The sequence below is a fragment of the Pantoea sp. ACRSB genome (genome assembly GCF_022346905.1).
In the GTDB taxonomy this organism is placed as follows: Bacteria; Pseudomonadota; Gammaproteobacteria; order Enterobacterales; family Enterobacteriaceae; genus Pantoea; species Pantoea piersonii.
On the sequence record NZ_JAKRNL010000002.1, the window covers coordinates 484628 to 509766 of the forward strand.

At 56.2% G+C, this 25139-nt stretch carries 19 protein-coding genes, 1 tRNA gene and 1 pseudogene; 13 read left to right on the top strand and 8 right to left on the bottom strand.

The annotated features are described in order from the left end of the window. Positions 1–37: 37 nt before the first annotated feature. On the bottom strand, positions 38–1042 hold the full coding sequence (yejK, locus tag MHZ89_RS08515; protein ID WP_311782639.1) for a nucleoid-associated protein YejK: 1005 nt from the start codon (positions 1040–1042) through the stop codon (positions 38–40). A 158-nt stretch (positions 1043–1200) separates the two neighbouring features. Between yejK and MHZ89_RS08520 the strand changes: the two genes are divergently transcribed. The 8 genes and pseudogenes from MHZ89_RS08520 to MHZ89_RS08550 all read left to right on the top strand — a co-directional run bounded on the left by MHZ89_RS08520 (position 1201) and on the right by MHZ89_RS08550 (position 6314). After that, a complete protein-coding gene (locus MHZ89_RS08520; protein WP_033750387.1) occupies positions 1201–1428 on the top strand; it encodes a YejL family protein in 228 nt (75 codons plus the stop codon). Positions 1429–1449: 21 nt separating this feature from the next. Next, entirely contained in the window at positions 1450–3204 is a 1755-nt protein-coding gene (yejM, locus tag MHZ89_RS08525; protein ID WP_311782640.1) for an LPS biosynthesis-modulating metalloenzyme YejM, read from the top strand. Between the two features lie 71 nt (positions 3205–3275). After that, positions 3276–3352 (top strand) — tRNA-Pro (locus tag MHZ89_RS08530). A 509-nt stretch (positions 3353–3861) separates the two neighbouring features. Next, a pseudogene (locus MHZ89_RS22675) lies at positions 3862–3966 on the top strand (STM2901 family protein); the annotation flags it as partial. A gap of 24 nt (positions 3967–3990) precedes the next feature. Next, the gene (locus MHZ89_RS08535; RefSeq protein WP_311782641.1) at positions 3991–4323 is read left to right on the top strand and encodes a DUF1493 family protein; all 333 of its coding nucleotides are present in this window, start codon (positions 3991–3993) and stop codon (positions 4321–4323) included. Between the two features lie 172 nt (positions 4324–4495). Beyond that, positions 4496–4828: a DUF1493 family protein gene (locus MHZ89_RS08540; protein WP_311782642.1), complete on the top strand. Its 333-nt coding sequence runs from the start codon at positions 4496–4498 to the stop codon at positions 4826–4828. 483 nt (positions 4829–5311) lie between these two features. Beyond that, positions 5312–5515, top strand: a complete 204-nt coding sequence (locus MHZ89_RS08545) for a hypothetical protein (RefSeq protein ID WP_120453133.1) — start codon at positions 5312–5314, stop codon at positions 5513–5515. 61 nt (positions 5516–5576) lie between these two features. Beyond that, positions 5577–6314 carry a 4'-phosphopantetheinyl transferase superfamily protein gene (locus MHZ89_RS08550; RefSeq protein ID WP_311782643.1) on the top strand — a complete coding sequence of 246 codons (738 nt, stop codon included), beginning with the start codon at positions 5577–5579 and terminating at the stop codon, positions 6312–6314. A gap of 124 nt (positions 6315–6438) precedes the next feature. Here the strand turns inward: MHZ89_RS08550 and MHZ89_RS08555 are convergent, their stop codons facing one another. From MHZ89_RS08555 to MHZ89_RS08575, 4 genes are all read right to left on the bottom strand, one after another. Further along, positions 6439–8109: a multidrug ABC transporter permease/ATP-binding protein gene (locus MHZ89_RS08555; RefSeq protein ID WP_311782644.1), complete on the bottom strand. Its 1671-nt coding sequence runs from the start codon at positions 8107–8109 to the stop codon at positions 6439–6441. 84 nt (positions 8110–8193) lie between these two features. Further along, positions 8194–8835 (bottom strand): DNA oxidative demethylase AlkB, encoded by a 642-nt coding sequence (gene alkB / locus MHZ89_RS08560; protein WP_311782645.1) that lies wholly within the window; start codon positions 8833–8835, stop codon positions 8194–8196. Between the two features lie 17 nt (positions 8836–8852). Beyond that, positions 8853–9884, bottom strand: a complete 1032-nt coding sequence (apbE, locus tag MHZ89_RS08565; RefSeq protein ID WP_311782646.1) for an FAD:protein FMN transferase ApbE — start codon at positions 9882–9884, stop codon at positions 8853–8855. A 526-nt stretch (positions 9885–10410) separates the two neighbouring features. Continuing rightward, on the bottom strand, positions 10411–10866 hold the full coding sequence (locus MHZ89_RS08575) for a nuclear transport factor 2 family protein (protein WP_311782647.1): 456 nt from the start codon (positions 10864–10866) through the stop codon (positions 10411–10413). 105 nt (positions 10867–10971) lie between these two features. On the opposite strand from MHZ89_RS08575, the gene MHZ89_RS08580 reads away from it, so the two are divergent. After that, entirely contained in the window at positions 10972–11535 is a 564-nt protein-coding gene (locus tag MHZ89_RS08580; protein ID WP_311782648.1) for a helix-turn-helix domain-containing protein, read from the top strand. Between the two features lie 25 nt (positions 11536–11560). Here MHZ89_RS08580 and ompC read toward each other — a convergent pair whose 3' ends face one another. Then, the gene (ompC, locus tag MHZ89_RS08585; protein ID WP_311782649.1) at positions 11561–12673 is read right to left on the bottom strand and encodes a porin OmpC; all 1113 of its coding nucleotides are present in this window, start codon (positions 12671–12673) and stop codon (positions 11561–11563) included. Positions 12674–13604: 931 nt separating this feature from the next. Here ompC and MHZ89_RS08590 point away from each other — a divergent pair. Genes MHZ89_RS08590 through rcsB form a run of 3 tightly spaced genes read left to right on the top strand, consistent with a single transcriptional unit; the run spans position 13605 to position 18089 of the window. Then, on the top strand, positions 13605–14759 hold the full coding sequence (locus tag MHZ89_RS08590) for an MFS transporter (RefSeq protein WP_311782650.1): 1155 nt from the start codon (positions 13605–13607) through the stop codon (positions 14757–14759). A 23-nt stretch (positions 14760–14782) separates the two neighbouring features. Next, positions 14783–17437, top strand: a complete 2655-nt coding sequence (gene rcsD / locus MHZ89_RS08595) for a phosphotransferase RcsD (protein WP_120454172.1) — start codon at positions 14783–14785, stop codon at positions 17435–17437. A 1-nt stretch (position 17438) separates the two neighbouring features. After that, a complete protein-coding gene (rcsB, locus tag MHZ89_RS08600; protein ID WP_033750421.1) occupies positions 17439–18089 on the top strand; it encodes a response regulator transcription factor RcsB in 651 nt (216 codons plus the stop codon). A 65-nt stretch (positions 18090–18154) separates the two neighbouring features. On the opposite strand, the gene rcsC is transcribed toward rcsB, so the two are convergent. Both rcsC and gyrA read right to left on the bottom strand, forming a co-directional pair. Continuing rightward, a complete protein-coding gene (rcsC, locus tag MHZ89_RS08605; protein ID WP_311782651.1) occupies positions 18155–21007 on the bottom strand; it encodes a two-component system sensor histidine kinase RcsC in 2853 nt (950 codons plus the stop codon). Between the two features lie 192 nt (positions 21008–21199). Beyond that, positions 21200–23839, bottom strand: a complete 2640-nt coding sequence (gyrA, locus tag MHZ89_RS08610) for a DNA topoisomerase (ATP-hydrolyzing) subunit A (protein ID WP_311782652.1) — start codon at positions 23837–23839, stop codon at positions 21200–21202. Positions 23840–24016: 177 nt separating this feature from the next. Here gyrA and ubiG point away from each other — a divergent pair, with 177 nt between their 5' ends. Then, a complete protein-coding gene (ubiG, locus tag MHZ89_RS08615) occupies positions 24017–24745 on the top strand; it encodes a bifunctional 2-polyprenyl-6-hydroxyphenol methylase/3-demethylubiquinol 3-O-methyltransferase UbiG (RefSeq protein WP_311782653.1) in 729 nt (242 codons plus the stop codon). Positions 24746–25139 lie beyond the last annotated feature (394 nt).

Genomic DNA, 25139 nt, shown 5'->3' on the forward strand with positions numbered 1-25139 from the left:
GCGGCGTTTTTTTTGCTGGCTGACAGCGCCTGCGCGCTTATTTGCCGCTGGTGCGTCGCTGCAGCTGATCGCGCAGGTTCGGCGGCGTGCCCTTAATGGTTAAGGTGTCGGTGGCCGGATCCCAGAAGATGCGCTCTCCCAGCAGCCCGGCGTCGAAGTTCAGCGTCAGACCGCCGCCGCTGCCAGAGAATTTGGTCAGCTGGCGCAGCGTGCTGCGATCCGCCGGAAAGTGCTCCTCCAGCTCATAGCCCTGCTCCTGCGTAAAGGCCTGAAAGGATTTCTCGCCAAGCGGCGGCAATTCCTTCGACAGATCCTCCAGCGCGATCTCCTCGCCCGCCTGCAGCTGCTCGTTGCAATAGCTGTAAACCTGCTGGCGATAGTTCTGCCGCTCGTTCTTATCAAGCGCCGATTCCGCGCAGTAATCATCCACCGCCTGCAGCAGGCCACGGTTTTGCGCTTTCGTATCAAGACCGACGCTGGCACCGAGGAAGTCCATAAAGAAATCGGCGACTTTGCGCCCTACGCGGCCGCGCAGAAAAGTCAGATAGCGCGTGGAGTCCGGCGTCAGCTCCCACTCGGTTAAGTCGATGCGCGCCACGATATCGGCATGGTTGATGTCCAGATAGTGGGTGCTGCTGATGTCGAGCTGCTCATTGACGCGCATGCTGCTCTGGCTGTTGAGCACCGCCACCAGCAGATACTCCACCGCCAGATAGCGATAGTGCACAAACAGCACTACGCCGCCTTCGGCGAAAGGATATTTGGCCAGCTCGTCGCGCAGACGGCCGGTCGCAGCGCGGCTGAACGCCAGGAAGTCATCATTGCCCTTCCGGCAGTTGCGCAGCGCTTCGGCCAGTTCGCTATCTTCGTTAAACAGACCGTAGGCTTTATTTTTAGCGCTGTAGACGCGGTGCAATTCCTCTACCATCGCTTCCACGGTAGCGTTGGCGGGCAGCAGCGTATCGCGCAGCACCAGCTCAAGCTGATTCTCGTCGCGCTTGATAAGCTGATGCAGGGCAATCTGGTCGATATCCAGACTCATGGTAGACTCTCCTTTTGGTTCAGGCGCGTATTCAAACACCGCCCGCACCGGCTTTCAACTCCATGCGATAGCCGATCGGTGCGCTTTCGATAAAATTGCGGTAAAAACCCTGTTGTTACGGTACTATATCGCCTTTTGAAACGAGATTAGTCGACGATATGCCACAATCATCCCGTTACAGCGACGAACGCGTGGAAAAACTCCTCGCGCAACTGGCCCAGGTGCTGCAGAAAGACAATGCGCCGACCGACCTTTCCCTGATGGTGCTGGGGAATATGGTAACCAACGTGATCAACAGCGACGTTGCGCCGGCGCAGCGCCGTTCACTGGCACGATCTTTCGCGGAAGCCCTTCAGGCCTCCGTACGTGACGACAACGCCCATTAATCGCTGATTTGACCGCATAATATGGTAACCAACCGGCAGCGCTACCGCGAAAAAGTGTCCCAGATGATCAGTTGGGGGCACTGGTTTGCTCTGTTTAATATTTTATTCGCGTTGATTTTAGGCAGCCGCTATCTGGTGGTCGCCGACTGGCCTGCTTCGCTCGCCGGGCGCATTTACGCCTTCAGCAGCTGGATCGGCCACTTCAGCTTTATTGTTTTTGCCGTCTACCTGCTGGCGATATTTCCCCTGACCTTTGTTGTGATGTCGCAGCGGCTGCTGCGCGTCCTGTCGGCGATTATCGCCACCGTCGGGCTGACGCTGATTATGGTCGACAGCGCGGTGTTCAACCGCTTCCATCTGCACCTTAATCCGGTGGTGTGGGAGCTGGTGATCAACCCGGACCAGAGCGAGATGGCGCGCGACTGGCAGCTGATGTTTATCAGCGTGCCGCTGATTTTCCTGGTGGAGATGCTGTTCGCCACCTGGAGCTGGCAGAAGCTGCGCAGCCTGAACCGGCGCTCGTTCGGCAAGCCGCTGGCGGCGCTGTTTATCAGCGCCTTTTTCGCCAGCCATCTGCTCTATATCTGGGCCGATGCCAATTTCTATCGTCCGATTACTATGCAGCGCGCTAACCTGCCGCTCTCCTATCCGATGACCGCCCGACGTTTCCTTGAGCGCCACGGCTTGCTGGACGCGCAGGCTTATCAGCAGCGCCTGATCCAGCAGGGCGATCCAGAGGCGGTTTCGGTGCAGTATCCGCTTAGCGATATCACCTTCCGCGATGGCGGCACGCGCAATAACCTGCTGGTAATCACCGTGAAAACGCTGAACGGCGGCGATATGGCAAAAACGCTGCCGCAGCTTAATCAGTTCGCCAGCGATAACGTGCGTTTTACCCAGCATTACAGCGCGGGCGATATCCCGGAAAAAGGGCTGTTTGGCCTGTTCTACGGTATTTCCGCCAGCTATATGGACGGCGTGCTGGCGGCGCGCATGCCGTCGGCGCTGCTTGGCGCATTAAGTTCGCAAGGCTACCAGTTTGGGCTTTTCTCATCGGAGGGCTTTAACCAGCCGCTCTATCGCCAGGCGCTGCTGACGGACTATACGCTGCCGAATACCGACAGCCAGCCCAACGCCAGCACTGTCACCCAGTGGCAAAACTGGCTGAACGGGCAGAAAGGCGACGGCAATCCCTGGTTCTCCTGGCTTGCGCTGGACGGCGTCGATCTGAACGGCACGACGGTAAAAACGCGTCAACGCAGCTACTTGCGTCAGGCTGCGACGATTGATGAGCAAATCCATAACGTGCTCGCTACGCTGGAGCAGCGCAATCTGCTGAAAAATACCGTGGTAGTGATTACTGCGCAACAGGGCGTGGCGCTGGACGGCGCCGCTGGTAACGTGGGCAATCGCGCGAACCTGCAGGTTCCGCTGGTCATTCACTGGCCGGATACGCCTGCGCAGACCATCGATCGTCTGACCGACCATCAGGATGTGATGGCGACGCTGATGCAGCGCCTGCTGCATGTGCGCACCAGCCCGGTGAATTATTCGCAAGGGGAAGATCTCTTCGCCGCGCAGCGCCGCCACGACTGGGTCGCCAGCAGCGAAGATAACCGTCTGGTGGTGACTACGCCTCAGGTGACGCTGGTGCTCAACAATAACGGCAGCTATCGCGCCTACGATGCGCAGGGCAATCTCCTGAAAGATCACCGGCCAGAGCTGGCGTTATTGCTGCAGGTGCTGACGGAAGAGAAGCGCTTTATCGCTAACTGATTATTTATGAGGCAGTTAGACGCCAGCTGCTTGCATTCCGGCGAAGAAACAGTAGACTAAGCCCCACTGTTCGGCACGTAGCGCAGCCTGGTAGCGCACTGTCATGGGGTGTCAGGGGTCGGAGGTTCAAATCCTCTCGTGCCGACCAAAATTCCCAACTAAAGCAGCCTGTTAAGGCTGCTTTTTTTATGCCTGGATTTTACGATGACAAAACCAGAGCAAGAAAATGCGTCTATGTAATGGCTTTACAGGCTCGCTATCCTTCCAGACGCGCATAATGATGTAAGTTACGTTTCCGGCACACTGGCCTCAGCGGTCGCCTTGCCCGCAATGTTTTATCCGTCGTCTGTGCGCCCTTCCAGGTTTTTAACCTGCTTAGTACCTCTTCGCCGCGCTCTGTGAACGGTGTGCTTCGAACTTACACGCCATGACGAGTGCTTCATCGAAGGATGGATACAAAAACAGCCAGAGCACGCGAAATTTTATCAGGTTAATTTCATTCTCAAATAAGAAGGAATACGTTCACCTCTTCTGTTTACTGAAGAGAGAATTTTCTTAATATAGAAAACGGTTCGCTGGTCGCCCCTTCTGGAGAATTGTATTCTGATAATCCTGCGGCCAGTTCCTCCTCCACAAGAAAAGCGTCGAGGGCAACGTATGGATACAGTTGAAGAGCTTAACGGAACATATTTCTATGCAGGACGATCAAACCTTACCGCCCCTGAGCTTTTTTTCATGGTTTTTGTAATGAATACTGCGAATTACTGCACGAGGTAAGGATAAATCATGGCAGATGATATTGAGAAGCGTATTTACTCGTTAGTCAGACGCTACAACGGCGTTTATTTATTTAATAACGAGAAAAAACAAAGAAAGCTCAATCCAAAGACCGATTTAGATACAGATATGCAGTTAGATGTAGGTGAAGCCGAAGATCTTATGGACGATTTTTTTACAACTTTCAACATTGATAAGGGCAACTTTAAAATAGAGACCTATTATCCTGACGTGCCTGTTTCATGGAACCCCTTTAAAAAAGTCCCGCCGATACCCGTCCCGGATTTCACCATCGGTATGCTGATTGAATCAGCGAAGGCCGGTCGCTGGTTATACGATTAAACACAAGCAAGGAGCGTCAGGACGGCCAAACTGATAACGGTGCGTAAGGTCAGTACCTTCACTGGGCGAACGGTTCCGCTGACTGGTGAAGTTATTTTAATTACCGATGTCTCCCGTATCATTTACTGCTCTGTACGTGACTACAAGGCTCTGACACAGAACAAAGTAAATTATGGTAGATGATATTGAACAACGTGTTATCGCTTTAGTTACCCGCTATAGCGGGAAATATATGTTCAGAAAGAAAAAGTATGACACCTACACAGCCTCCTCAAGCATTCATTTTGACGTAAAGTTAGATCAGGATGATGTTGAAGCGTTTGTCGAAGATTATTCACGCGATTTGAGTGTAAACATGTCAGATTTTGATATGCAAATCTATTATCCTGAAGTGAAATTTTCCTGGAACCCATTTAAAAAACCAGAGCCGGTTGATATTCCTGATCTCACTATTGACATGTTTATTCAGTCTGCGAAAGCAGGAAAATGGTTATATAAAAAATGAAAAGCATGAAGCGTTACAATGGGCGTAACTGTTCACTTATTTTTTGACCGATGAGGACGGTTCAGTGAGCCAGGGAGCTTGCCGCCCCCCTTTTGTTACTGCTGTGCCGGGCCTGAACCGCTCCTTTCCGCCATCGGGTCAGAAACATGGTCTATACTGACCTTTGTGTGTGGGTAACAAGAGGAGAGTTTATGCATTACATAGAAAAAGACGATCCAAACAACGCGCCGGAGTCAGGCGATAAACGTCCTGAGCCGGATCAGAAGCAGTAACCCACCAAGGCCGCCATGCGCGGCCTTTTTAATGGCTGTAATATATAAGAGAGTAAAAGATTTCTAACCCCTTCAGCTGCTTACTCTGTGCAATTATCCCTGACCGGTCTCACAAAAGTCGCAAGCCGCCGCGCTTTTTAACCTTAGTGAAACAAAAATGTCATAAAAAGTGATTATTCTAAAGTCCTCTGAATTTCGGATGGATATCACAATGGTTATCAAAGCGAAGAGCCTGCAGGATGCAGAAGAACTGCTTCATTCAGGCGTCAGTAAAGTGGAACTGGCTTACAATATCGGCAGCGACGATTTTTTTCGGCTGGCCTCTCGCTGGTGCGATCGCGGCGCGCGCATCACCAAGGGTCACAACCATTTCGTCGTTTCCGTGAAGGGTTTTGCCATTCCGCCTAACGACTAAACGGTTGTCGCAACCATGGCGGGCTGCTTTAATGCCCTTTTGCGCACTGCCGTGGAACCTCATGAATCTTCAAATGATTTCCCTGCCGCCTCCCGAAGGCGGCTTTATTTATGCTTCCCATATGCGCTGTGGCGATAACGTGCTGGCGCAGGCGCGCTTCGATCTAAACCTGTATGACGACGGCCTCAGCCTGCGCTGGAACCTGCCCATCCCTCCCGCTTTGCGCCGGGCAGTGAAAAAGCGTCGCGCCGAGTACCTTGCCAGCCGCTGGCTGACGCGCGAAGTGATGCGCGGCTTTGGCATCTCTGATTTCCTGCTGCAAAATCACAGCGATCGCTCTCCTGTCTGGCCGCCGGGTATTCAGGCGTCGCTGTCGCACACCGATGACGCGGTGGCGCTGGCCGTTACGCAGCAGCCGCGCTGCATTGGCGTCGATATCGAAATGACCATGAGCCAGCGCACCGCCGAGGAAACCGCCGCGGTACTGATGAGCGATGATGAGAATGCACGACTGCGCGCGCTGCCGCTGCCCTTTCCACAGGCCGCGACGCTGCTCTTCTCGCTGAAAGAGAGCCTGTATAAAGCGCTGTGGCCGCAGCTGCATCAGCCGATGGATTTTCATCAGGCGAGCCTGCAGGAGATCGACTTAACAACGGGCAAGGCGGTAATTTGTCTGAATGACTCTTTTAGCCAGGCTTTTGCCGCGGGTACGCGGCTGGAGGCGGAATTTCAGCTGGAGGCGGATCGGGTGCTGACGCTGCTGACCCATCCGCTTGTGGGCAATAAAAAACCGGCTTAGCAAGAAAGGCTAAACCGGTATAAACACAAGACGACAGAAAATATTCCAGGGAGGCAAAAACAGCTGTTTTTGCTGAAGCACAGCTTAACGCCAGCGCCAGGCCCCCCGCCACTAACCCTTTACGCTAAGCTTTTTCATTTTGCGGATAAGACAGATCGGTGCGCTGTACCGCATCCAGCGTCGCCATTTCACGCTCGCGTCCGGTCAGTTCGCTGAGTTTACCTTCGCGCATTTCAAGCAGACGGTCAGCATGAATAAAGTAGTGATCGTCGTGGCTGATAGCGAACACGGTTTTGCCTGACGCCTGCAGCCAGGGCAGCAGTTCACGATAGAAGACGCGGCGGAAATGGGGGTCCTGATCCGCTGCCCACTCGTCCAGCAGCAGCACGTCGCGCTCCTCAGCCGCCGCCAGCAGCAGCGCCACCCGCTTGCTCTGCCCTTTTGACAGCTGCAGGTTGAGTATTTTGTTGCCTTCGATTTTCAGCTTGTCCTGCATTTTCAGACGCTCAAGCCAGGCCTGTACCAGTTTAGGATTAGCGGGCACGCCCTCCCGGCCAATCAGCCTGTCGAACAGGTGCACATCGGTAAACACGGCGGAGAAATGCTTGCGCCAGTGGTCAAGCGCTTCCGCGCCGATCGGCTTGCCGTCCAGCAGCAGCGTGCCGGCGTGCGGCTGATAAAGGCCCGTCAGCAGCATCGCCAGCGTTGACTTGCCGCTGCCGTTGCCGCCAATCAGAAACACCAGCTCGCCGCGTCGCAGCGTCAGGTTGATCGGCCCGACTTCAAAGCCGTTTTTCCCGTAGTGGAAACTGACGTCGCGCAGCTCCAGCGTGCGCCACTCCGCCAGCGGCGGCAGCGTATGGAAGCCTTCCTGATAAGGAGCAAGATCGAAGGCGTTAAGCTTGCGAAACGCCACCTGCGCGCTGAGCAACGTCGGCAGCGCGCCAACCGCCGACAGCAACGGCGTGCGCAGGAACAGCAGCGTCAGCGAGAAGGTAGCCGCCACTGCGGTGTTCGCCCAGCCAAGACTGTTCGCCATAAAAAACACCATGCCGATAGCGCCAAGCGTCATGATATTTGACCAGTTCACCGCGCTGAGATGGTAGGTATCGGCGCGCACAATATGGTGACGATAAGCCTTCGCGTCCTCCTGATAAACGGTCTCGTAGATCAGCTGGGCGCGCTCGCGGTTAAGATGCAGCTCTTTGCGCCCTTCCGTCACCGTCTGGAAATCACGGTAGAGATCATCTTCAACCTCGCGCAGTTTCGCCATATGGCGATAAACGCGCGACACCAGCAGCCAGCCGCCCACCAGCGTAATCGCCATCCACAGGCTGGAGACCATCAACATTTTCGGCGACAGCCAGGCGAGATAGAGAGCAGAGCCCAGCGTGATGATGATGCCCTGAATCAGCTCCGGCAGGCGGACAAAGGCGATCGTAATCGCGCGGATATCGCTGGTCAGCCCGGCCAGCAGCTGCGCGTTGCCGATCTGCTCCAGCCGTTCGAGGCGGGTATCAAGAATGCGCTTAATAAATTCGCCGCGCAGCCGCCAGACAAACTGGTGCCCCAGCAGCGTCAGCGCCAGCTGTGCGGCGAGCGTCACCGCCATCAGCAATACCAGCTGCAGCAAAAAGCCGGGCAGGACGGAGAAAGAGGTATTGATGGCCGAGATCATTTCGCTGTTGATATAGGCGATCATGGCGATGCCGAGTACGGCGCTGAGCAGCGTCAGCAGAATGACGCCGATAAAAGGCCAGCGAAACTGGCGGAAAACAACCTTGAGCAAAGCCATAAATAAATCCAGCAGTCAGGAAAGCAGCCAGCAGTTTAAAGCGATGCGGAATGATAGCAATAGTTATTCGCAACAACGCCGCGCTCAGAAGGCGCGGCGGAAGGTCAGGTTGTAGCGGAATGCACCGGTAAGCGGATGGTCGCCAGGCTTGAGCGGTAAAATCCCGTGATAGCGCAGGCGCGACGGCCCGCCCCATACCACCACGTCGCCATGCTCCAGCAGCACGCGCTGGGTGGCATCACCACGCGCGAAACCGCCGAACTGAAACACCGCCGGTAGCCCCAGCGAAACCGATACGATCGGCTGATGCAGATCCTTCTCATCTTTGTCCTGATGCAGCGACAGCTTTGCGCCAGGCTCGTAGCGGTTTATCAGGCAGGCGTCGGGATTAAAGTGCGGGAACCCCGCCTCGCGCGCACAGTCGAGCGCCAGCTGACGAAACAGCGGCGGCATTGGCGGCCACTTGCGTCCACTCTCGCTGTCCTGTTCGGTGTACTGATAGCCGCGCGAGTTGCTCGACCAGCCGAAATCACCGCAGTTAGTCATTGCCACCGACATGCGATGACCGCCCGGCGTGATGCGATGATAAAACGGATTTTGCTGCGCTACCGCCAAAATTGCCGCCATCAGGGCAGGCGACTCTTCGCGCGCGCGACGGCGCAGGATCACCGCGCCTTCAGCCAGCGGCTCCTGCCACGGCGCTTCTTCGCTAAACAGGTCGAGCATTATTCCCCCTTGCGCTTTTATTCGCTGTCGATCAGAAATGCAGCAAACTGAGGCGACATCCAGCTGACGAATTTATCGCCCTCTTTACTGATAAGGTAGACCGCCAGATGCTGCTGCAGCGCCAGCGCTTTCGCCTTCTCGCTGCCCAGCACCATCAGTCCGGTATCCCAGCCGTCCGCCTCCAGCGCCGTCGTGGCGATAACCGTGGCGGAGACCAGCTTGTGCTCGATGGGACGGCCGGTCGCCGGATCGATGACGTGCGAAATGCGTTTGCCATCCAGTTCATAATAGTTGCGATAGCTGCCGGATGTGCTGATGCCGTGTCCCTGCAAATCGACGCGCGCCTGTACGGCGTTCTCGCTGTCGGTGGGCTTCTGAATTGCCACGCGCCAGCTCTGTCCCTGAGCATTCTGGCCGCGGCTCAATACCGCCCCGCCTACCGAAACCAGATAATTATTGATCCCTTCGCGCTCCATCAGCCGCGCCAGATGGTCGGTCGCGTAGCCTTCGCCCATCGTAGAGAGATCGACATAGAGTCCGGGTAGATCTTTTTGCAGCCACTGCCCTTCCACCGTTTCGATCACGCGCAGGTGCTGCAAGCCGGTTTGCGCTTTCGCCGCGGCGATTTCGGCATCCGTTGGGGTGTGCGCAGGCTGTTTTGCCGGGCCGAAGCCCCAGAGATTGACCAGTGGCCCCACGGTGATATCCATCGCGCCGCCGGTTTTCGCGCCGATACGCAGCGACTCAGTCACGATATCCGCCATATCGGCACTGACCGGCTGCGGCGCGCTCCCCTGATAGCGGTTAAAACGTGACAGCACCGAATCGGGCTTCCAGGTTGAAAGGGTCTGGTCGTCCGCGTCAAGCTGCTGCTGGATCGCCTGCTGCAATCCCGCTTTGCGAGCGGCGTCGACGCCCGCCAGCGATACGCGCCACACTGTCCCCATGGTTTTGCCTTCCAGCACCATCGCCTGTTGCGGCGTCGCCTTATCGCAGGCGCTCAGGAGGCAGATCGCCGCTGTCATTAGCAGAATATTCCAGTATCGCATTCTTCCCTCATCTGTAACGCTATATTCCAGCCTTAAACAAAGCATAACTAGTCAGTAAAGTAACCAAAAGCGGCTTGTAAACCCGCACAGCCTGGCACACTCTCTGGTGCTGTCCCGGCTGATAACAGGAGGCTTCTATGATCTATCTGATTCTCGCCATCGCTGGCGGCGTATTTATCTTCAGTATCATCAAGCTGCTGCAACAGCGGCGTCAAAAGCGGCTCGCATGGGGCGCAGCGCGCCAGCGCTGAGCAGAGCTGCACCAAAATGCTGCGGCAGTGTAGCAAAGTGCGCAAAGAATCCGTGGCTGTGAGAGCGATCGAGCTGGCATGAATAGTGCACTGTTTAGACCGGGTTTAATTCCGGGAGGTGCAGCATGCATAAATCATCGTCAAGGTTCAGCCAGTGGCAACAGTGGCTGAGTTTTTCCGCGTTTACTCTGGCAGGAACAGGATTTGAAGGCAGCGTGCCGCCGCAGCCTGAGAAAAAACAGGCGGCAAGGCGCAGGCGCATGCCGCAGTCATAATCACATACCCAGCTCGCTAAGCCCCGGATGGTTGTCCGGGCGCCTGCCGAGCGGCCAGTGGAAACGTCGTTCGCTGGCCGTAATCGGCAGATCGTTGATACAGGCGAAACGCTCGATCATCAGGCCATCAGCCCCGAAGCGCCAGTTTTCATTACCGTAGCTGCGAAACCAGTTGCCGCTGTCATCATGCCATTCATAGGCAAAACGCACCGCCAGCCTATCCTCATGCCACGCCCACAGCTCTTTGATCAGCCGGTAATCCAGCTCTTTCGCCCATTTGCGGCTGAGAAACGCTACCACCGCGTCGCGCCCCTGCACGCTTTCGCTGCGATTGCGCCAGCGCGTCTCCAGGCTATAAACCTGTGATACCCGCTGTGGATCGCGGCTGTTCCAGGCATCTTCCGCCATACGTACTTTTTGTATTGCACTCTGTTCGCTAAACGGAGGAAGCAGCATTGTCGTCTCCTGTGGTTGAAGTCAGTATGTAGACAGGTTTGTCTACTTGCTTTACTCTGCTGCATGTAGACAATTCTGTCTACTAAAAAAATCGCAGGCCTGATTATGCTCGCTCCGCTCCTTTTTGATCCTGACGCTTCGGCTCGTGACCGCATTCTGACCACGGCGCAGCGGCTCTTTTACCAGCAGGGTATTCGCGCCACCGGCATCGACAGAGTGATTGCAGAGGCTGGCGTGACCAAAGTGACTTTCTATCGCCATTTCCCGGCGAAAAACCAGCTTATCGCTACGGTGCTGGATTTGCGGCATCAGCGCTGGATGCAGGGATTTCAACAGGCGCTGGCACAAATACCCCTGTTACAGCACGCCCTGCCCGCCGCGCTGAAAAGCTGGTTTGATGAAGAGGACTATCGCGGCTGCGCCTTTATTAACGCCAGCGCAGAACTGGGCGATAGCCTGCCCGATATCAGTGTGCTGATTCGGCGGCATAAGCGAGAGATGGCGGACGCCATTGCGCTGCGGCTGGTGCCAGAAGAGCGGTGGAAAACCGGACAGATTATGTTGCTGGCGGAAGGCGCCATTGTGCGGGTACAGCTGGGAGAGGAGGCGGAAGCGGTAACGGCGGATTTAGCGGCTGCGCTGGCGGCCATTCTGCAAACGGGAGCGTAGCCCGCAGGCTACGCTCCTGACGGGTTTAGAACTGATAAACCAGGCCCAGCGCGACGATATCGTCGGTATTGATACCGGCAGCGTCGGTGAAGGCGTTGTCGTCCAGCAGGTTGATCTGGTAATCAACGTAGGTCGACATGTTTTTGTTGAAGTAATAGGTCGCGCCTACATCAACATATTTTTTCAGGTTCTGTTTGCCCCAGTTCTGCACGTCGGTGCCGCGTGAGCTAACGAACGCCAGAGACGGACGCAGGCCGAAATCGAACTGATACTGCGCCACCAGCTCCCAGTTATCCGCTTTGTCAGCGAAACCGTATATCGTATCGTCTGTAGAGCCGAAGCGCGTCGCGTTGTAGGAACGGCTGTACATCGCCGCCAGGTAGATGTTGTTGGCATCATACTTCAGGCCGCCGGTATAGACTTCCGCCTTGTCGCCGCGTCCCAGGACGCCTGGCGTTGCGCCGTTCTGGTTGTTGGTGCGGTCAGACTGGAACATCGCCGCGCCGATACCGAAGCCGGAGCCGAGATCGTAGGTGGTGCTCAGGCCCCAGCCGTCGCCGTTCTCACCCAGCACGTTACGGCCAGAGGTTTCACGGCTCGGGTTGTCGTTTTTGCCCTGATACTGAACGGCAAAGTTCCAGCCGTCCACCAGACCGAAGAAGTTAGAGTTACGGTAGGTTGCCATACCGTTACCGCGCTGGAACATAAAGTTGTCCGCGCCGTAGGTGTCGCCGCCGAACTCCGGCAGCACGTCGGTCCATGCGCCGATATCGTAAGCTACGCCGTAGTTACGGCCGTAGTCGAAGGAGCCTGCATCGCCGAACTTGATACCGGCGAAGCCAACGCGGGTGTAGCTGTCAGCGGTGCCTTCATTTTCCGACGTGTTCAGCGCCGCCTGATACTCCCACTGGCCGTAGCCGGTCAGCTCGTTGGAAATCTGGGTTTCGCCTTTAAAACCGAAGCGCAGGTAAGACTGATCGCCGTCATTACCGTCGTTATCTGAGAAATAGTGCAGACCGTCGACTTTACCAAACAGGTCTAATTTGTTGCCGTCTTTGTTGTAAATTTCCGCTGCGCTTGCAGAACCTGCTGCAACCAGCAGCGCGGGGATCATCAGGGAGAGAACGCGACGTTTCATTTTATTTACCCTCTGTTATGTGCCTTATTTTTGCCACTGCGAGCTGAACGCTTAAAAATTCAGCCGGCAAGCCATTGTTATTTTATAAAGGGCAATAAGCTATCACGAAAATGCTACGAAATTTCCAAAACTGTTTCATAGTTCGAAATAGTTATTTCTAATTGTAATTTTTGCGGAACTAATAACCAGCACGTATCGGTAAAAATTATCGCACAAAATAACAAGTGAATTTTTTCTCCTTAAATTTCATGTTATTAGAATCACTAATTTCTGAGCACTGAATGATAAAACACAGACGTCATCTGTGAATACAATAGATCCCGCTATCATCATTTATTTCATTATTACCTTCATTCACCCCGAATGAGATGTTTACCCTAATTCCCGCCGGGCCTGTATGCCCGGCATTTTTTTGCCCGAAAATTCCTTTTTAACCTGCCTCGTAAGTCAAAGCGGTAAATACGCTTAAAATATTAGCGCCTCGTCTTAGCACTTATTGTTAATAATCGCACATCAAGTTAATCGTTGTGTTTAATATTCTCACTAATAATTTATCACGGTAATAAAGCGTTATTTCTCTTGTGGCTACTGGACTTATTTCTCTTCAGCGCTGCGTTCGACGGGCTATATTTCGCTGAAAAATGCGCATCTCCTTATCGCTTTGCTTATGACCAGAACGGCCATTGTGCGCCCTGCCTCGGGCGAGGTTTTAAACGCGCTAAACAGGCTTTGGCAGAGAGGGGGCCTGGCTTTAGCGTCGCGGCATGTCACAGATGAGCCAGGAAAGTTCTGGAAAAGCGTTATGGCGGGGTAAAAGTCGTTAAAATGCCGGTTCTTATATGGAATTATCGTTACCCTGCCTTTACCGGCAACGCGTGCGGCTATGGCTTTAATGCTACACTTCGTCGCTTTAACACTCACGAAAATGACTATGACCGCACTGGACGCCGCATCACCCAGGAAACTTCACAACCGTGTCAGTCTGGGGACACGCCTCGTTTTTCTTATTGCCGGTCTCGGCATGTCCTCCTGGGCGCCGCTGGTACCCTTCGCCAGCCAGCGTCTGGCGCTGAGCGGCGCTTCGCTGGGCGCGCTTCTGCTCTGTCTGGGTATCGGTTCGCTGGCGGCAATGCCGGTAACCGGATCGCTGGTCGGCCGTTTCGGCTGCCGCCGGGTGATGCTCGGCTCTACGCTGGTGATCCTGGCGACGCTTCCGCTGCTGGCGACGCTGAACGTCATGTGGATGATGGCCGCGACGCTAATGATCTTCGGCGCCGGGCTGGGCATGCTGGATGTCGCCATGAACGTGCAGGCGGTTGAAGTGGAAAAAGCGGCACGCAAACCGATGATGTCCGGTTTCCACGGCTTCTTTAGCCTTGGCGGCATCCTGGGCGCAGGCGCGATCAGCCTGCTGCTGGGCGTTGGCCTGTCGCCACTCATGTCGGTCACGCTGGTGATGGCTCTGATGCTGCTACTGCTGGCTGTAAGCCTGCCGACGCTGATGAGCGAGCGCCTGCACCAGCCCGATCAGCCGTGGCTGGTGGTTCCGCGCGGCTTCGTCGCTTTTCTTGGCCTGCTCTGCTTTATTCTGTTTCTTGCCGAAGGCGCCGTACTCGACTGGGGCGCGCTGCTGCTGTTGCAAAGCCCGGATATGACGACCGCGCACGCGGGCCTGGGCTATGCGCTCTTCTCGGTGGCGATGACCATTGGCCGTCTGACCGGTGACAGGATCATTCACCGTTTCGGCCGTTTTCTCGTTATGCTGACGGGCGCGCTGACGGCGGCGGCCGGTCTGGCGCTGGCGGTATTTCTGCCCTGGCCGCAGATGGCCCTGCTCGCTTTTCTGCTGGTGGGCTTTGGTTTATCCAATACGGTGCCGATGTTATTTAATGCCGTCGGGAATCAAAAGGATATGCCCTCAAATCTGGGGATTTCCGCCATGACAACGCTGGGATATGCGGGTATTCTCTCAGGTCCGGCCTTAATCGGATTTATTTCTCAATGGCTGAGCCTCAGCGGTGCCTTTCTGCTCATCGCGCTGCTGCTGCTGGCTGTGGCCGCCAGTGCCCGACTGGTTGCGCGATGATTTCAGGTGCCTGACACGCTATGTTGCCCTTTAAGTTTCCACTGACATCCGGCAATGTCACTCGCTTTTTTGTGATTTTTAATCTGGTGCTGCTGCTGGCGCTGGGCTTTATGGTACACAACTCGGTCAACGCCTGGCTGACCGAGAAACGCTATGCTATGACCGATCTGGCGCGAGCGACGCAAAAACGTATCGACGCCTATCGCTTCGCCACCTGGCAAATCTATGAAAATCTCGCCACCAGCGCGGCGGGAAGCTCGCCGAACAGTAGCCTGCAGGAGACGCGGCTGCGTCCGGACGTCTACTATCTGGAAAAAACCCGCCGCAAGACGGAAGCGTTGATTTTCGGCTCGCACGACAGCAGTACGCTCGATATGACAATGCGCATGTCGAGCTACCTGGATACGCTGTGGGGCGCGGAGAATCCGACCTGGTCGATGTACTTCCTCAACGGTCAGGACAACAGCCTGATTATGATCTCTACCCTGCCGCTGAAAGATATGGCGACACGCTATAAAGAGAGTGCCATCAGTTCGCTGGTGGATGGCCGTCGCGCCGAGATGCTGCAGCAGGCCAATGCGCTGGACGAGCGCGAAAGTTTCTCGCCGCTGCGCCATTTCGCCTTTCAGAACGATCACTACTTTACGCTGCGCACGACTTTTAACCAGCCGGGCCATCTGGCGACGGTGGTCGCCTTCGATCTGCCGATCAACGATCTCACTCCGCAAAACATGCCGATTGAGAATTTCCAGCTGCGCCAGGACGCCACCCTGCCTGCCGCAAACGATCAGGAAGAGAGCGAGAACACGCAGATCGCTATCGTTAATCCTGACCTGGAGATAGCCGCCACCCTGCCGAGCACGCCGCTGCAGCTGGTCTACCGCGTGCCGCTTACCAGCCTGATGATGGATACGCTGCATAATCTGCTGTGGCCGCTGCTGGTGAACCTGGTGCTGTTTCTGCTCTCTTTCGCCGGCATGACGCTGCTGCGCCAGCAGTCGCTGCGCCCGAGCGAAAACCAGAGCGCAGAGCTGGATTCGCTGCGCGTGCTGAACGAAGAGATTGTCGCCAGCCTGCCGGTCGGCCTGCTGGTGTATGACTTCGCCAGCAACCGCACCATTCTCAGCAATAAGATCGCAGAACATCTTTTGCCGCATCTGAACCTGCAAAAAATCATTAATATGTCTGACCAGCATCAGGGCGTTCTGCAGGCGACCATTAACAACGAAGTTTATGAGATTCGCCATGCGCGCAGCGTGCTGTCGCCGCATACTCAGCTCTTTTTGATGCGCGACCAGGATCGCGAGCTGCTGGTGAACAAAAAGCTGCAAAAGGCGCAGCAGGTGCTGGATCGCAACCATCAGATGCGACAACAGCTGCTGCAAAACCTCGGCCACGCGCTGAATCGTCCGCTGGAGAAAGTGGTGGCGCAGCTGGTGCAGCTTAGCCAGCGCGACGAAGATGAAACCGTACTCGACCTGCTGGACCAGAGCCAAAGTCTGGCGCGGCTGGTAGACGATATTGTGCTGCTTAACCGGCTGGAAGCGCACGACTGGTCGCCCGACGCCAGCGTTTTCAGCCTGCAGGAGCTGCTGGACGAGATCGCCCTGGAAAGCCTGCCGCTGATGCGGCGTAAAGGGCTGTCGCTGGTAGTGAATAATCTGCAGCCCAATGATGAACAGCGGTTCGGCGACCGCCGCGCGCTGCGTAAAGTGCTCGCCACACTGATGCACTACGCGCTGACCACCACGCGCTGGGGCAAGATTTCCCTGACGGTGAGCGCCGATGAGGCCCGTCCGGAGCGTCTGATGATTGAGCTGGTGGATACCGGCGCGGGGCTGACCGTCGACGAGCTGGCGAACGCCGACTTCCCGTTCCTGGGCGAAACCAGCCAGGATCGTTACGGTCAGGCGTCCGGCATGGCCTTTTTCCTCTGTAAGCAGCTCTGCAAGCAGATGGGCGGCAGCCTGGACATTATCGCCAAGCCGGATATCGGCACGCGCTACTCTATTCAGCTTCCGCTGGCGGTAGAGCCGCAGACGGAAGAAGAAGAGGAGAAGCTGCTGGATGGCGTGACTGCACTTATCGAGATTGAGGTGGAAGACGTATACAAAATCGTCTGTCGCCATCTGGAAAACTGGGGCGCGCGCTGCCTGTCCCCTGAAGAGCGGCTGTCAGGCCAGGAACATGACGTGCTGGTGACCGACGATCCCGCCAGGCTGAGCGGCTGGGCGCTGCTGCTGGCGGAGGATGAGTTGGGACATCACGCGCTAAACGATCGGCAATACCGGGTCAACTTCAATCTCAGCAATGCGCTCCAGGATGCGCTGCTGGCTCTGATTGAACAACAGCTGGCCCATGATTCCATGGAGGAGAGTACAGAAGACGAGGAACTGACCCCGCTGCTCAGCGGTGGCTACTTCCAGCTGTTTACCGAGACAGTACCGCCTGATGTAAAGAGACTGTATACTGAGTCGGCGGAAAAGGACTACGCCATGCTTGCTCAGACAGCGCATCGCCTTAAAGGCGTGTTTGCCATGCTCAACCTGACGCCGGGCAAACAGCTTTGTGAAGAGTTAGAACAGCACATCAAAGCATGTGACGATTCAAACATTACAAATACCACCAGTGCCATCGACGCTTACGTCAATGAACTGCTGCAGCAAGGTAACCAATAAGATGAATAACTTAAATGTAATTATTGCCGATGACCATCCAATTGTTCTTTTCGGTATCCGAAAGTCTCTGGAGCAAATTGAATGGGTCAACGTTGTAGGTGAGTTCGAAGACTCAACAGCACTGATTAACAGCTTGTCAAAGCTTGACGCCAACGTCCTGATCACCGATCTCTCCATGCCTGGTGAGAAATATGGCGATGGCATCACGCTGATCAAATACATCAAACGTCACTATCCCGATCTGTCGATTATTGTTCTGACCATGAACAATAACCCGGCAATCCTCAGCGCCGTACTGGATCTCGATATCGAAGGCATCGTGCTGAAACAGGGCGCGCCAACCGATCTGCCGAAAGCGCTGGCCGCTCTGCAAAAAGGTAAAAAGTACACGCCGGAAAGCGTGGCGAAGCTGCTGGAGAAAATCAGCGCCGGCGGCTATGGCGACAAGCGTCTGTCACCGAAAGAGAGCGAAGTGCTGCGCCTGTTTGCCGAAGGCTTCCTGGTAACAGAGATCGCCAAGAAACTGAACCGCAGCATTAAGACCATCAGCAGCCAGAAAAAATCGGCGATGATGAAGCTGGGCGTAGATAACGATATCGCCCTGCTGAACTACCTCTCTTCCGTCAGCGCCACTCAAATCGACAAGGATTAACGCGCTGCACAGACGGCGCTAACGCGCCGTCTGTTTTTCCTTTCTCAAACCACGCTGACGCCAGCCTACCCTTCCCGCGTTTTTCTTACGCGCTCGGCGTAAATCGCCAGCGTGGTTTTCAGCACGTCCAGCGTTACGGGTTTCGACAGGCAGTTATCCATACCGGCTTCCATACAGCGCTGCTTCTCTTCCGCCAGCGCGTTAGCGGTCACGCCGATCACCGGGAAAGCATGGCCGAGCTGGCGCAGACGCTGCGTCAGGCGATAACCGTCCATATTTGGCATATTCACGTCGCTCAGCACAATATCGATCTCGCTGCGGCTGATTACGTTGAGCGCATCGACGCCATCCTGCGCGGTTTTCACCTGATAGCCCAGGGTGCCCAACTGTTCCGACAGCAGCATACGGTTGATAGGATGATCGTCGACAATCAGAATCATAATGTCGTCGTTGCTGATCACCTCCTCCGCTGGCGCAGAGAGCGCCAGGTTGGTCGCCGTATCGCTCTGGATAGCGATGCGGTAGATGCGCGCCAGCAGGCTCGGCAGCTCGTGCGGCGTCGCCGTACTGTGCAGCCAGCGTCCCGGCGCGATTTCACGCGGCATATCGATATGCGCGCCGCTGAAGATAATAACCGCGTGCAGCGGCTGGTCGGTTTCGGGTTCGTAGTCGGTGATCAATACGTCGTCGCTGCCCGCCTTGCCGGTATAGGGCTGGATATAAATGCCCTGCTGTTGCAGATCGCGCTCGATAAAGCTGGCGAGATAGTCGTTGCGCATATCGATCCACAGGGTTTTATCGTGCAGCCCGTCGAGAAGCGGCGGCGCAGGATGCTGGCCGTTATAGATCGGAATACGCACAATAAACTGACTGCCCATGCCAGGCTCGGAGTCCACTTCGATATCGCCGTCCATCATATTGGTCAGCTTTTCACAAATGGCCAGCCCCAGCCCGGTGCCCTGGAAGTTACGCTGTACGCCGTTACCCACCTGGAAAAAAGGATCGAACAGTCGCGTAATCTCTTTCGCAGGGATGCCGACGCCGGTATCGCGAATGCGGAACGCCAGATACCCCTCTTTCACGCTGGCATGCAGGATAATGCAGCCGGTGTGCGTGAACTTAATGGCGTTACTGAGCAGGTTGGAGATCACCTGCTGCAGCCGCAGCGGATCGCCATCCAGCGCCAGCGGCACGTCATGCTCGATAAAGCAGTAGAGCGTCAGCCGCTTTTTCATTACCAGCGACAGGTAGTTGCCCGCGATATGGCTAAGAACCTCACGCGGCGAGAAAGGACGCGGCTCGATTTTCAGCTGTTCCGACTCGATTTTTGAGAAGTCGAGAATATCGCTGATGATCTTCAGCAGCAGGCTCGACGAGTTATTCATCGCGGTCACCAGCGAATCGACCTCTTTCGGCAGCTGTTTGGTCTGCAGCAGGTCAAGATTGCCGATAATGCCGTAGAGCGGCGTGCGCAGCTCATGGCTGACGGTGGCGAGGAACATCGACTTCGACTGGCTCGCCTGCTCCGCCGCCTGCGCCATCTCCTGCAGCGACTGCTCCATGCGCACGCGCGCGGAGACATCCACCAGCACGCAGATCGCCACATTCTCATTGCGATAGCGCGAATGCACGAAGCTGATTTGCAGGTTGGTGTTGCTGCCGGTCAGCACGTCGACGAAATTAACCTGCTGGCTGCCGATAATTTCATTGAGCCGCTGGCGGTCTTCCTGCGTCAGCAGCGTCAGATAGTTATGCGCCAGCTCGTTACTGAGGATATTCGTGCCGTCGCGGGTGCGTAAAATACAGATGCCCACCGGCGCCGACGCGACGATTTTGCGGTTGAACTGCTCATGCTCCTCCAGCCGGTGCGCATTCTCTTCGGCCGGCAGGAACATCCGGCGCTCGAAAAGCCAGGCCAGGGTGAAAAGCACAATCGCACTTAGCAGATTCAGCAGCAGCGCGTTAATGATCATCAGCTTGAGCTGATCGACCAGCACGCGCGTCGATACCGACCACACCACGCTTAAATCAGAGGGCGGCAGCGGCTTTTTCAGCACCAGCTGCCGGTAGCCGTCAAGATAGCCGAACCAGCTTTTATCATCCGACAGATCGTCCAGCGAGAAGCCAGCGCCACCGCGGCGCGACGTCAGCAGCGGGCGATAATTCTCATCAATAATGGTGGCCACCACCGGCAGGCTGCCCGGCTGGATAAACTCGTCCAGGCGGATATTCTGCTCGACGCCCAGCAGCGCCTGCAGCTTATTAGCGACATAGACCGGCACCATCATATAAAAGGTGCCGACGCCGGGCTGCGCGCTGGCGTTGACCCAGTAGATCGGGTTGCGACGCTCTTCGTCGTTGCCGTTGCGATAGCGCAGCACGCGCTCGCGCAGCGCCTTCAGGCTGCGTTCGCGATCCACCTTGCTGCTGCCGATGCTAAAGTCCGCCAGACACTGGCTTTCGCCGCCGATAAAAAATACGCGGTTCAGCTCATAGGTTGAGGCGAAGTTGCTTTTCCAGTAGTTGATGTAGTAGCTGAGGGTGTCCAGCGAGTTGCGCCAGGTATTGCTCATCGAGGAGCAGTCGCCGTCGGAGAAGAGCGGCGTAAACTGCGGCAGCGTCGATTTGCCCGGCAGCACGCCGTTAAGCATATCCAGACCGCTGCTGGCGCTGGTAAGGCGGTTTTCAGTAATGTACTTCAGTTCGCGCATCACGTCGGCGGAGTGGCGCACATACCATTCCGCCTGACCGTAGTTGCTGGCGAACTCTTGCCGCACGCTGCTCTCTTTATCATGCAGCACGCTGATGATAAAGAAGGTGGTCAGCACCGCGCCCAGCGTCCAGAGCAGCAGCGCCAGCGCACGGAACAGGTAGCGTGAGATACGCAGCGTGGTTCGGAAAGAGACCAGATATTTCAAGGGAAACTCACTACGGCAAGGTTAATGACGGGCTGGCTTCAGAATGCTCATTACACTAGCTTTATCAGGGAAGAAAAGCCAGTCGGCATCTGCGCGTAACAAGCCGCGCCGTAAAAAACAACGGCAGGTCGGGTTGCCCTTTCCTGCCGTAAAATTCAGTGCCGCCCTCCCTGGCGGCGTGAGCCTGAAGCGTTACTCTTCTTCGTCCGCTTCCGGCGCGTCGTCGTCCGTTTCAGCTTCCGGCGCGATATCCTCTTCGCCTTCCGCCACGCTGCCGTCGATGGCGTCGAGCTCTTCCTCTTCCACCGGTTCGGCTACGCGCTGCAGGCCAACCACGTTCTCATCTTCCGCAGTACGGATCAGGATAACGCCCTGGGTGTTACGCCCCACGATGCTTACCTCAGAGACGCGGGTGCGCACCAGGGTACCGGCATCGGTAATCATCATGATCTGATCGCTGTCGACAACCTGTACCGCGCCAATCACCGGGCCGTTACGCTCAGTGACCTTAATGGAGATCACGCCCTGAGTCGCGCGCGACCGGGTAGGATACTCGCTAATCGCGGTACGCTTGCCGTAGCCGTTTTGCGTCACGGTGAGAATCGCGCCCTCGTCGCGCGGCACAATCAGCGACACCACGCGATCCCCTTCCGCCAGCTTGATGCCGCGCACGCCTGATGCCGTACGACCCATGGCGCGGACGGCGCTTTCCGCAAAGCGCACCACTTTACCGCCGGCAGAGAAGAGCATCGCCTCGTCGTTGCCGTTGGTCAGTGCGACGCCGATCAGCTCGTCATCTTCGCGCAGGTTCACGGCGATGATGCCCGCGCTGCGCGGACGACTGAACTCCTGCAGCGCCGTTTTCTTCACGGTGCCGCTGGCGGTCGCCATAAAGATATTGAAGCCTTCGGTATATTCGCGCACCGGCAGGATGGCAGTAATACGTTCGTCAGGCTGCAGCGGCAGCAGGTTGACGATCGGGCGGCCACGCGCGCTACGGCTGGCTTCTGGCAGCTGGTAGACCTTCATCCAGTAGAGGCGGCCGCGGCTGGAGAAGCAGAGGATAGTGTCGTGGGTATTGGCTACCAGCAGACGATCGATAAAGTCCTCTTCCTTGATGCGCGCCGCTGACTTGCCTTTGCCGCCGCGACGTTGCGCTTCGTAATCCGAAAGCGGCTGATATTTGACGTAACCCTGATGCGACAGCGTTACAACCACATCTTCCTGATTGATCAGATCTTCGATGTTGATATCGGCGCTGTTGGCGGTGATCTCGGTGCGGCGTTCGTCGCCGAACTGGTCGCGCATGGCGATCAGCTCTTCCCGGATCACTTCCATCAGACGCTCGGCGTTCATCAGGATATTGAGCAATTCAGCAATCTGTTCCAGCAGCTCTTTGTACTCGTCGAGCAGTTTTTCATGCTCAAGTCCGGTGAGCTTCTGCAGACGCAGATCGAGGATCGCCTGCGCCTGCTGTTCGGTCAGGTAGTAGCGACCGTCGCGGATACCGAACTCTTCGTCCAGCCATTCCGGACGCGCGGCGTCATCGCCCGCACGTTCCAGCATGGCGGAGACGTTGCCCAGATCCCACGGCTGCGCGATCAGGCCCGCTTTCGCCTCGGCCGGGTTCGGCGCGCGGCGAATCAGCTCGATAATCGGATCGATGTTAGCCAGCGCGATCGCCAGACCTTCAAGGATATGCGCGCGGTCACGCGCTTTGCGCAGTTCGAAAATGGTGCGGCGCGTGACGACTTCACGACGATGGCGCACAAAGGCTTCGAGGATCTCCTTCAGCGTCATGATCTTCGGCTGGCCCTGATGCAGCGCCACCATGTTGATGCCGAAAGAGACCTGCAGCTGCGTCAGCGAGTAGAGATTGTTCAGCACTACTTCGCCGACCGCATCGCGCTTCACTTCGATCACGATGCGCATGCCGTCTTTATCGGACTCGTCGCGCAGCGCGCTGATGCCTTCGACGCGCTTCTCTTTCACCAGCTCGGCAATTTTCTCAATCAGGCGCGCTTTGTTGACCTGATAAGGGATCTGGTGCACCACGATGGTTTCGCGGCCGGTTTTGGCGTCGGTTTCCACCTCGCCACGCGCGCGAATATAGATTTTGCCGCGCCCGGTGCGGTACGCCTCTTCAATGCCGCGGCGGCCGTTGATAATGGCCGCAGTCGGGAAGTCGGGACCCGGGATGTGCTCCATCAGCCCTTCGACGCTGATATCTTCGTCGTCGATATAGGCGAGACAGCCGTTGATCACTTCCGTCAGGTTGTGCGGCGGAATATTGGTCGCCATACCTACGGCGATGCCGGATGAACCGTTCACCAGCAGGTTAGGGATTTTGGTCGGCAGAACTTCAGGGATCTGCTCGGTGCCGTCATAGTTCGGAACGAAGTCGACGGTCTCTTTTTCCAGGTCAGCCAGCAGATCGTGCGCGATACGCGACATACGCACTTCGGTATAACGCATCGCTGCGGCGGAGTCGCCGTCAACGGAGCCGAAGTTGCCCTGTCCGTCCACCAGCATGTAACGCAGGGAGAAAGGCTGAGCCATGCGGACGATGGTGTCGTAAACGGCGGAATCCCCGTGTGGGTGATATTTACCGATAACGTCACCGACCACACGGGCGGATTTCTTATAGGGTTTGTTCCAGTCGTTACCCAGTTCGCTCATCGCGTAAAGTACGCGGCGGTGGACAGGCTTCAGGCCGTCACGAACATCGGGTAAGGCTCGGCCAACAATGACCGACATGGCGTAATCGAGATAGGAGCTCTTTAACTCTTCTTCGATATTGACCGGTGTAATTTCTCTTGCAAGGTCGCTCATGGAGCCGCTTTCCCTCTACATATGCCCGGATTTTAAAGGTGCGAAAGTATATCACACCCCAGCCCGCTGGTGAACGTTAACCACCGTTTTCACGCGCTTTTCCTCGCGCCGGAAAGGTGCCCCCGGCGGCAATAAGCGTTTATACTCAGTCAACATTTTTTCCGGAGTAATGATTCAATGAATGCACAACCGCAGGAAACGCAGCCCAACGTCGATGCGCAGGAAATCGCTAAGTTTGAGGCCGTCGCCTCACGCTGGTGGGATCTGGAAGGCGAATTTAAACCTTTGCACCGCATTAACCCGCTGCGTCTGGGCTTTATCGCGCAACACAGCAATGGTCTGTTCGGCAAGAAGGTGCTGGACGTAGGCTGCGGCGGCGGCATCCTGGCGGAGAGCATGGCGCGTGAAGGCGCAGAGGTTACCGGTCTCGATATGGGCGCCGAGCCGCTGCAGGTGGCGCGCCTGCATGCGCAGGAAAACGGCGTGACGCTCGACTACGTGCAGCAGACGGTGGAAGACCACGCCGAGGCGTTCGCCGGTCGCTATGACGTGGTGACCTGCATGGAGATGCTGGAGCATGTACCCGATCCCCGTTCGGTGGTGCACGCCTGCGCGCGTCTGGTGAAGCCGGGCGGCGAGGTTTTCTTTTCCACCATCAACCGCAACCCGAAGGCCTGGCTGATGGCGGTGTTCGGGGCGGAATATGTGCTGCGCATGGTGCCGCGCGGCACGCACGACGTGAAAAAGTTTATCCGCCCTTCTGAACTGCTGGGCTGGGTCGATGAAACTGCGCTGCGCGAGCAGCACATCACCGGCCTGCACTACAACCCGCTGACCAACAAATTTCGTCTGGGGCGCGGCGTCGACGTGAACTACATGGTGCATACCCGCCACGTCAAAAAGTAACCCTCTGGCGCGCAAGCTTTTTGCGCGCCTGTCATCTCGCTGTCATCACTTTTTCTTACCCTGCCGCTCCTTCGGTAGACGGTTGTCGGGAAAAAACACAGCGATGTGCGAAAAATCAGCGGTCGATCAAAATCTCGAATTTTTTACCGCGGCAGTTGACACGCCATTGAGCCTTATAAGTCGCGGGGTTAAGAAATTCCGCAAAAAATACAAGTCCCAGAGGCATCATTTTTCCGTCTTGTTATCTGGCGTCAGGTCACTAGAATAACCCCCATATTGTTACTTAATCTCTCCCAACCCCCAACATATAGTGTTTATCCACAGAATTATTCACATTGAATAACCCTGTGAATAAACAGGGGACTCTTTTTCACTTACGGATGGTATAACGCGA

Bases quoted from the DNA above. Each gene is read 5' to 3' on its own strand.
- yejK (WP_311782639.1), bottom strand. From the start codon at position 1,042: ATGAGTCTGGATATCGACCAGATTGCCCTGCATCAGCTTATCAAGCGC.
- MHZ89_RS08520 (WP_033750387.1), top strand. From the start codon at position 1,201: ATGCCACAATCATCCCGTTACAGCGACGAACGCGTGGAAAAACTCCTC.
- yejM (WP_311782640.1), top strand. From the start codon at position 1,450: ATGGTAACCAACCGGCAGCGCTACCGCGAAAAAGTGTCCCAGATGATC.
- MHZ89_RS08535 (WP_311782641.1), top strand. From the start codon at position 3,991: ATGGCAGATGATATTGAGAAGCGTATTTACTCGTTAGTCAGACGCTAC.
- MHZ89_RS08540 (WP_311782642.1), top strand. From the start codon at position 4,496: ATGGTAGATGATATTGAACAACGTGTTATCGCTTTAGTTACCCGCTAT.
- MHZ89_RS08545 (WP_120453133.1), top strand. From the start codon at position 5,312: ATGGTTATCAAAGCGAAGAGCCTGCAGGATGCAGAAGAACTGCTTCAT.
- MHZ89_RS08550 (WP_311782643.1), top strand. From the start codon at position 5,577: ATGAATCTTCAAATGATTTCCCTGCCGCCTCCCGAAGGCGGCTTTATT.
- MHZ89_RS08555 (WP_311782644.1), bottom strand. From the start codon at position 8,109: ATGGCTTTGCTCAAGGTTGTTTTCCGCCAGTTTCGCTGGCCTTTTATC.
- alkB (WP_311782645.1), bottom strand. From the start codon at position 8,835: ATGCTCGACCTGTTTAGCGAAGAAGCGCCGTGGCAGGAGCCGCTGGCT.
- apbE (WP_311782646.1), bottom strand. From the start codon at position 9,884: ATGCGATACTGGAATATTCTGCTAATGACAGCGGCGATCTGCCTCCTG.
- MHZ89_RS08575 (WP_311782647.1), bottom strand. From the start codon at position 10,866: ATGCTGCTTCCTCCGTTTAGCGAACAGAGTGCAATACAAAAAGTACGT.
- MHZ89_RS08580 (WP_311782648.1), top strand. From the start codon at position 10,972: ATGCTCGCTCCGCTCCTTTTTGATCCTGACGCTTCGGCTCGTGACCGC.
- ompC (WP_311782649.1), bottom strand. From the start codon at position 12,673: ATGAAACGTCGCGTTCTCTCCCTGATGATCCCCGCGCTGCTGGTTGCA.
- MHZ89_RS08590 (WP_311782650.1), top strand. From the start codon at position 13,605: ATGACCGCACTGGACGCCGCATCACCCAGGAAACTTCACAACCGTGTC.
- rcsB (WP_033750421.1), top strand. From the start codon at position 17,439: ATGAATAACTTAAATGTAATTATTGCCGATGACCATCCAATTGTTCTT.
- gyrA (WP_311782652.1), bottom strand. From the start codon at position 23,839: ATGAGCGACCTTGCAAGAGAAATTACACCGGTCAATATCGAAGAAGAG.
- ubiG (WP_311782653.1), top strand. From the start codon at position 24,017: ATGAATGCACAACCGCAGGAAACGCAGCCCAACGTCGATGCGCAGGAA.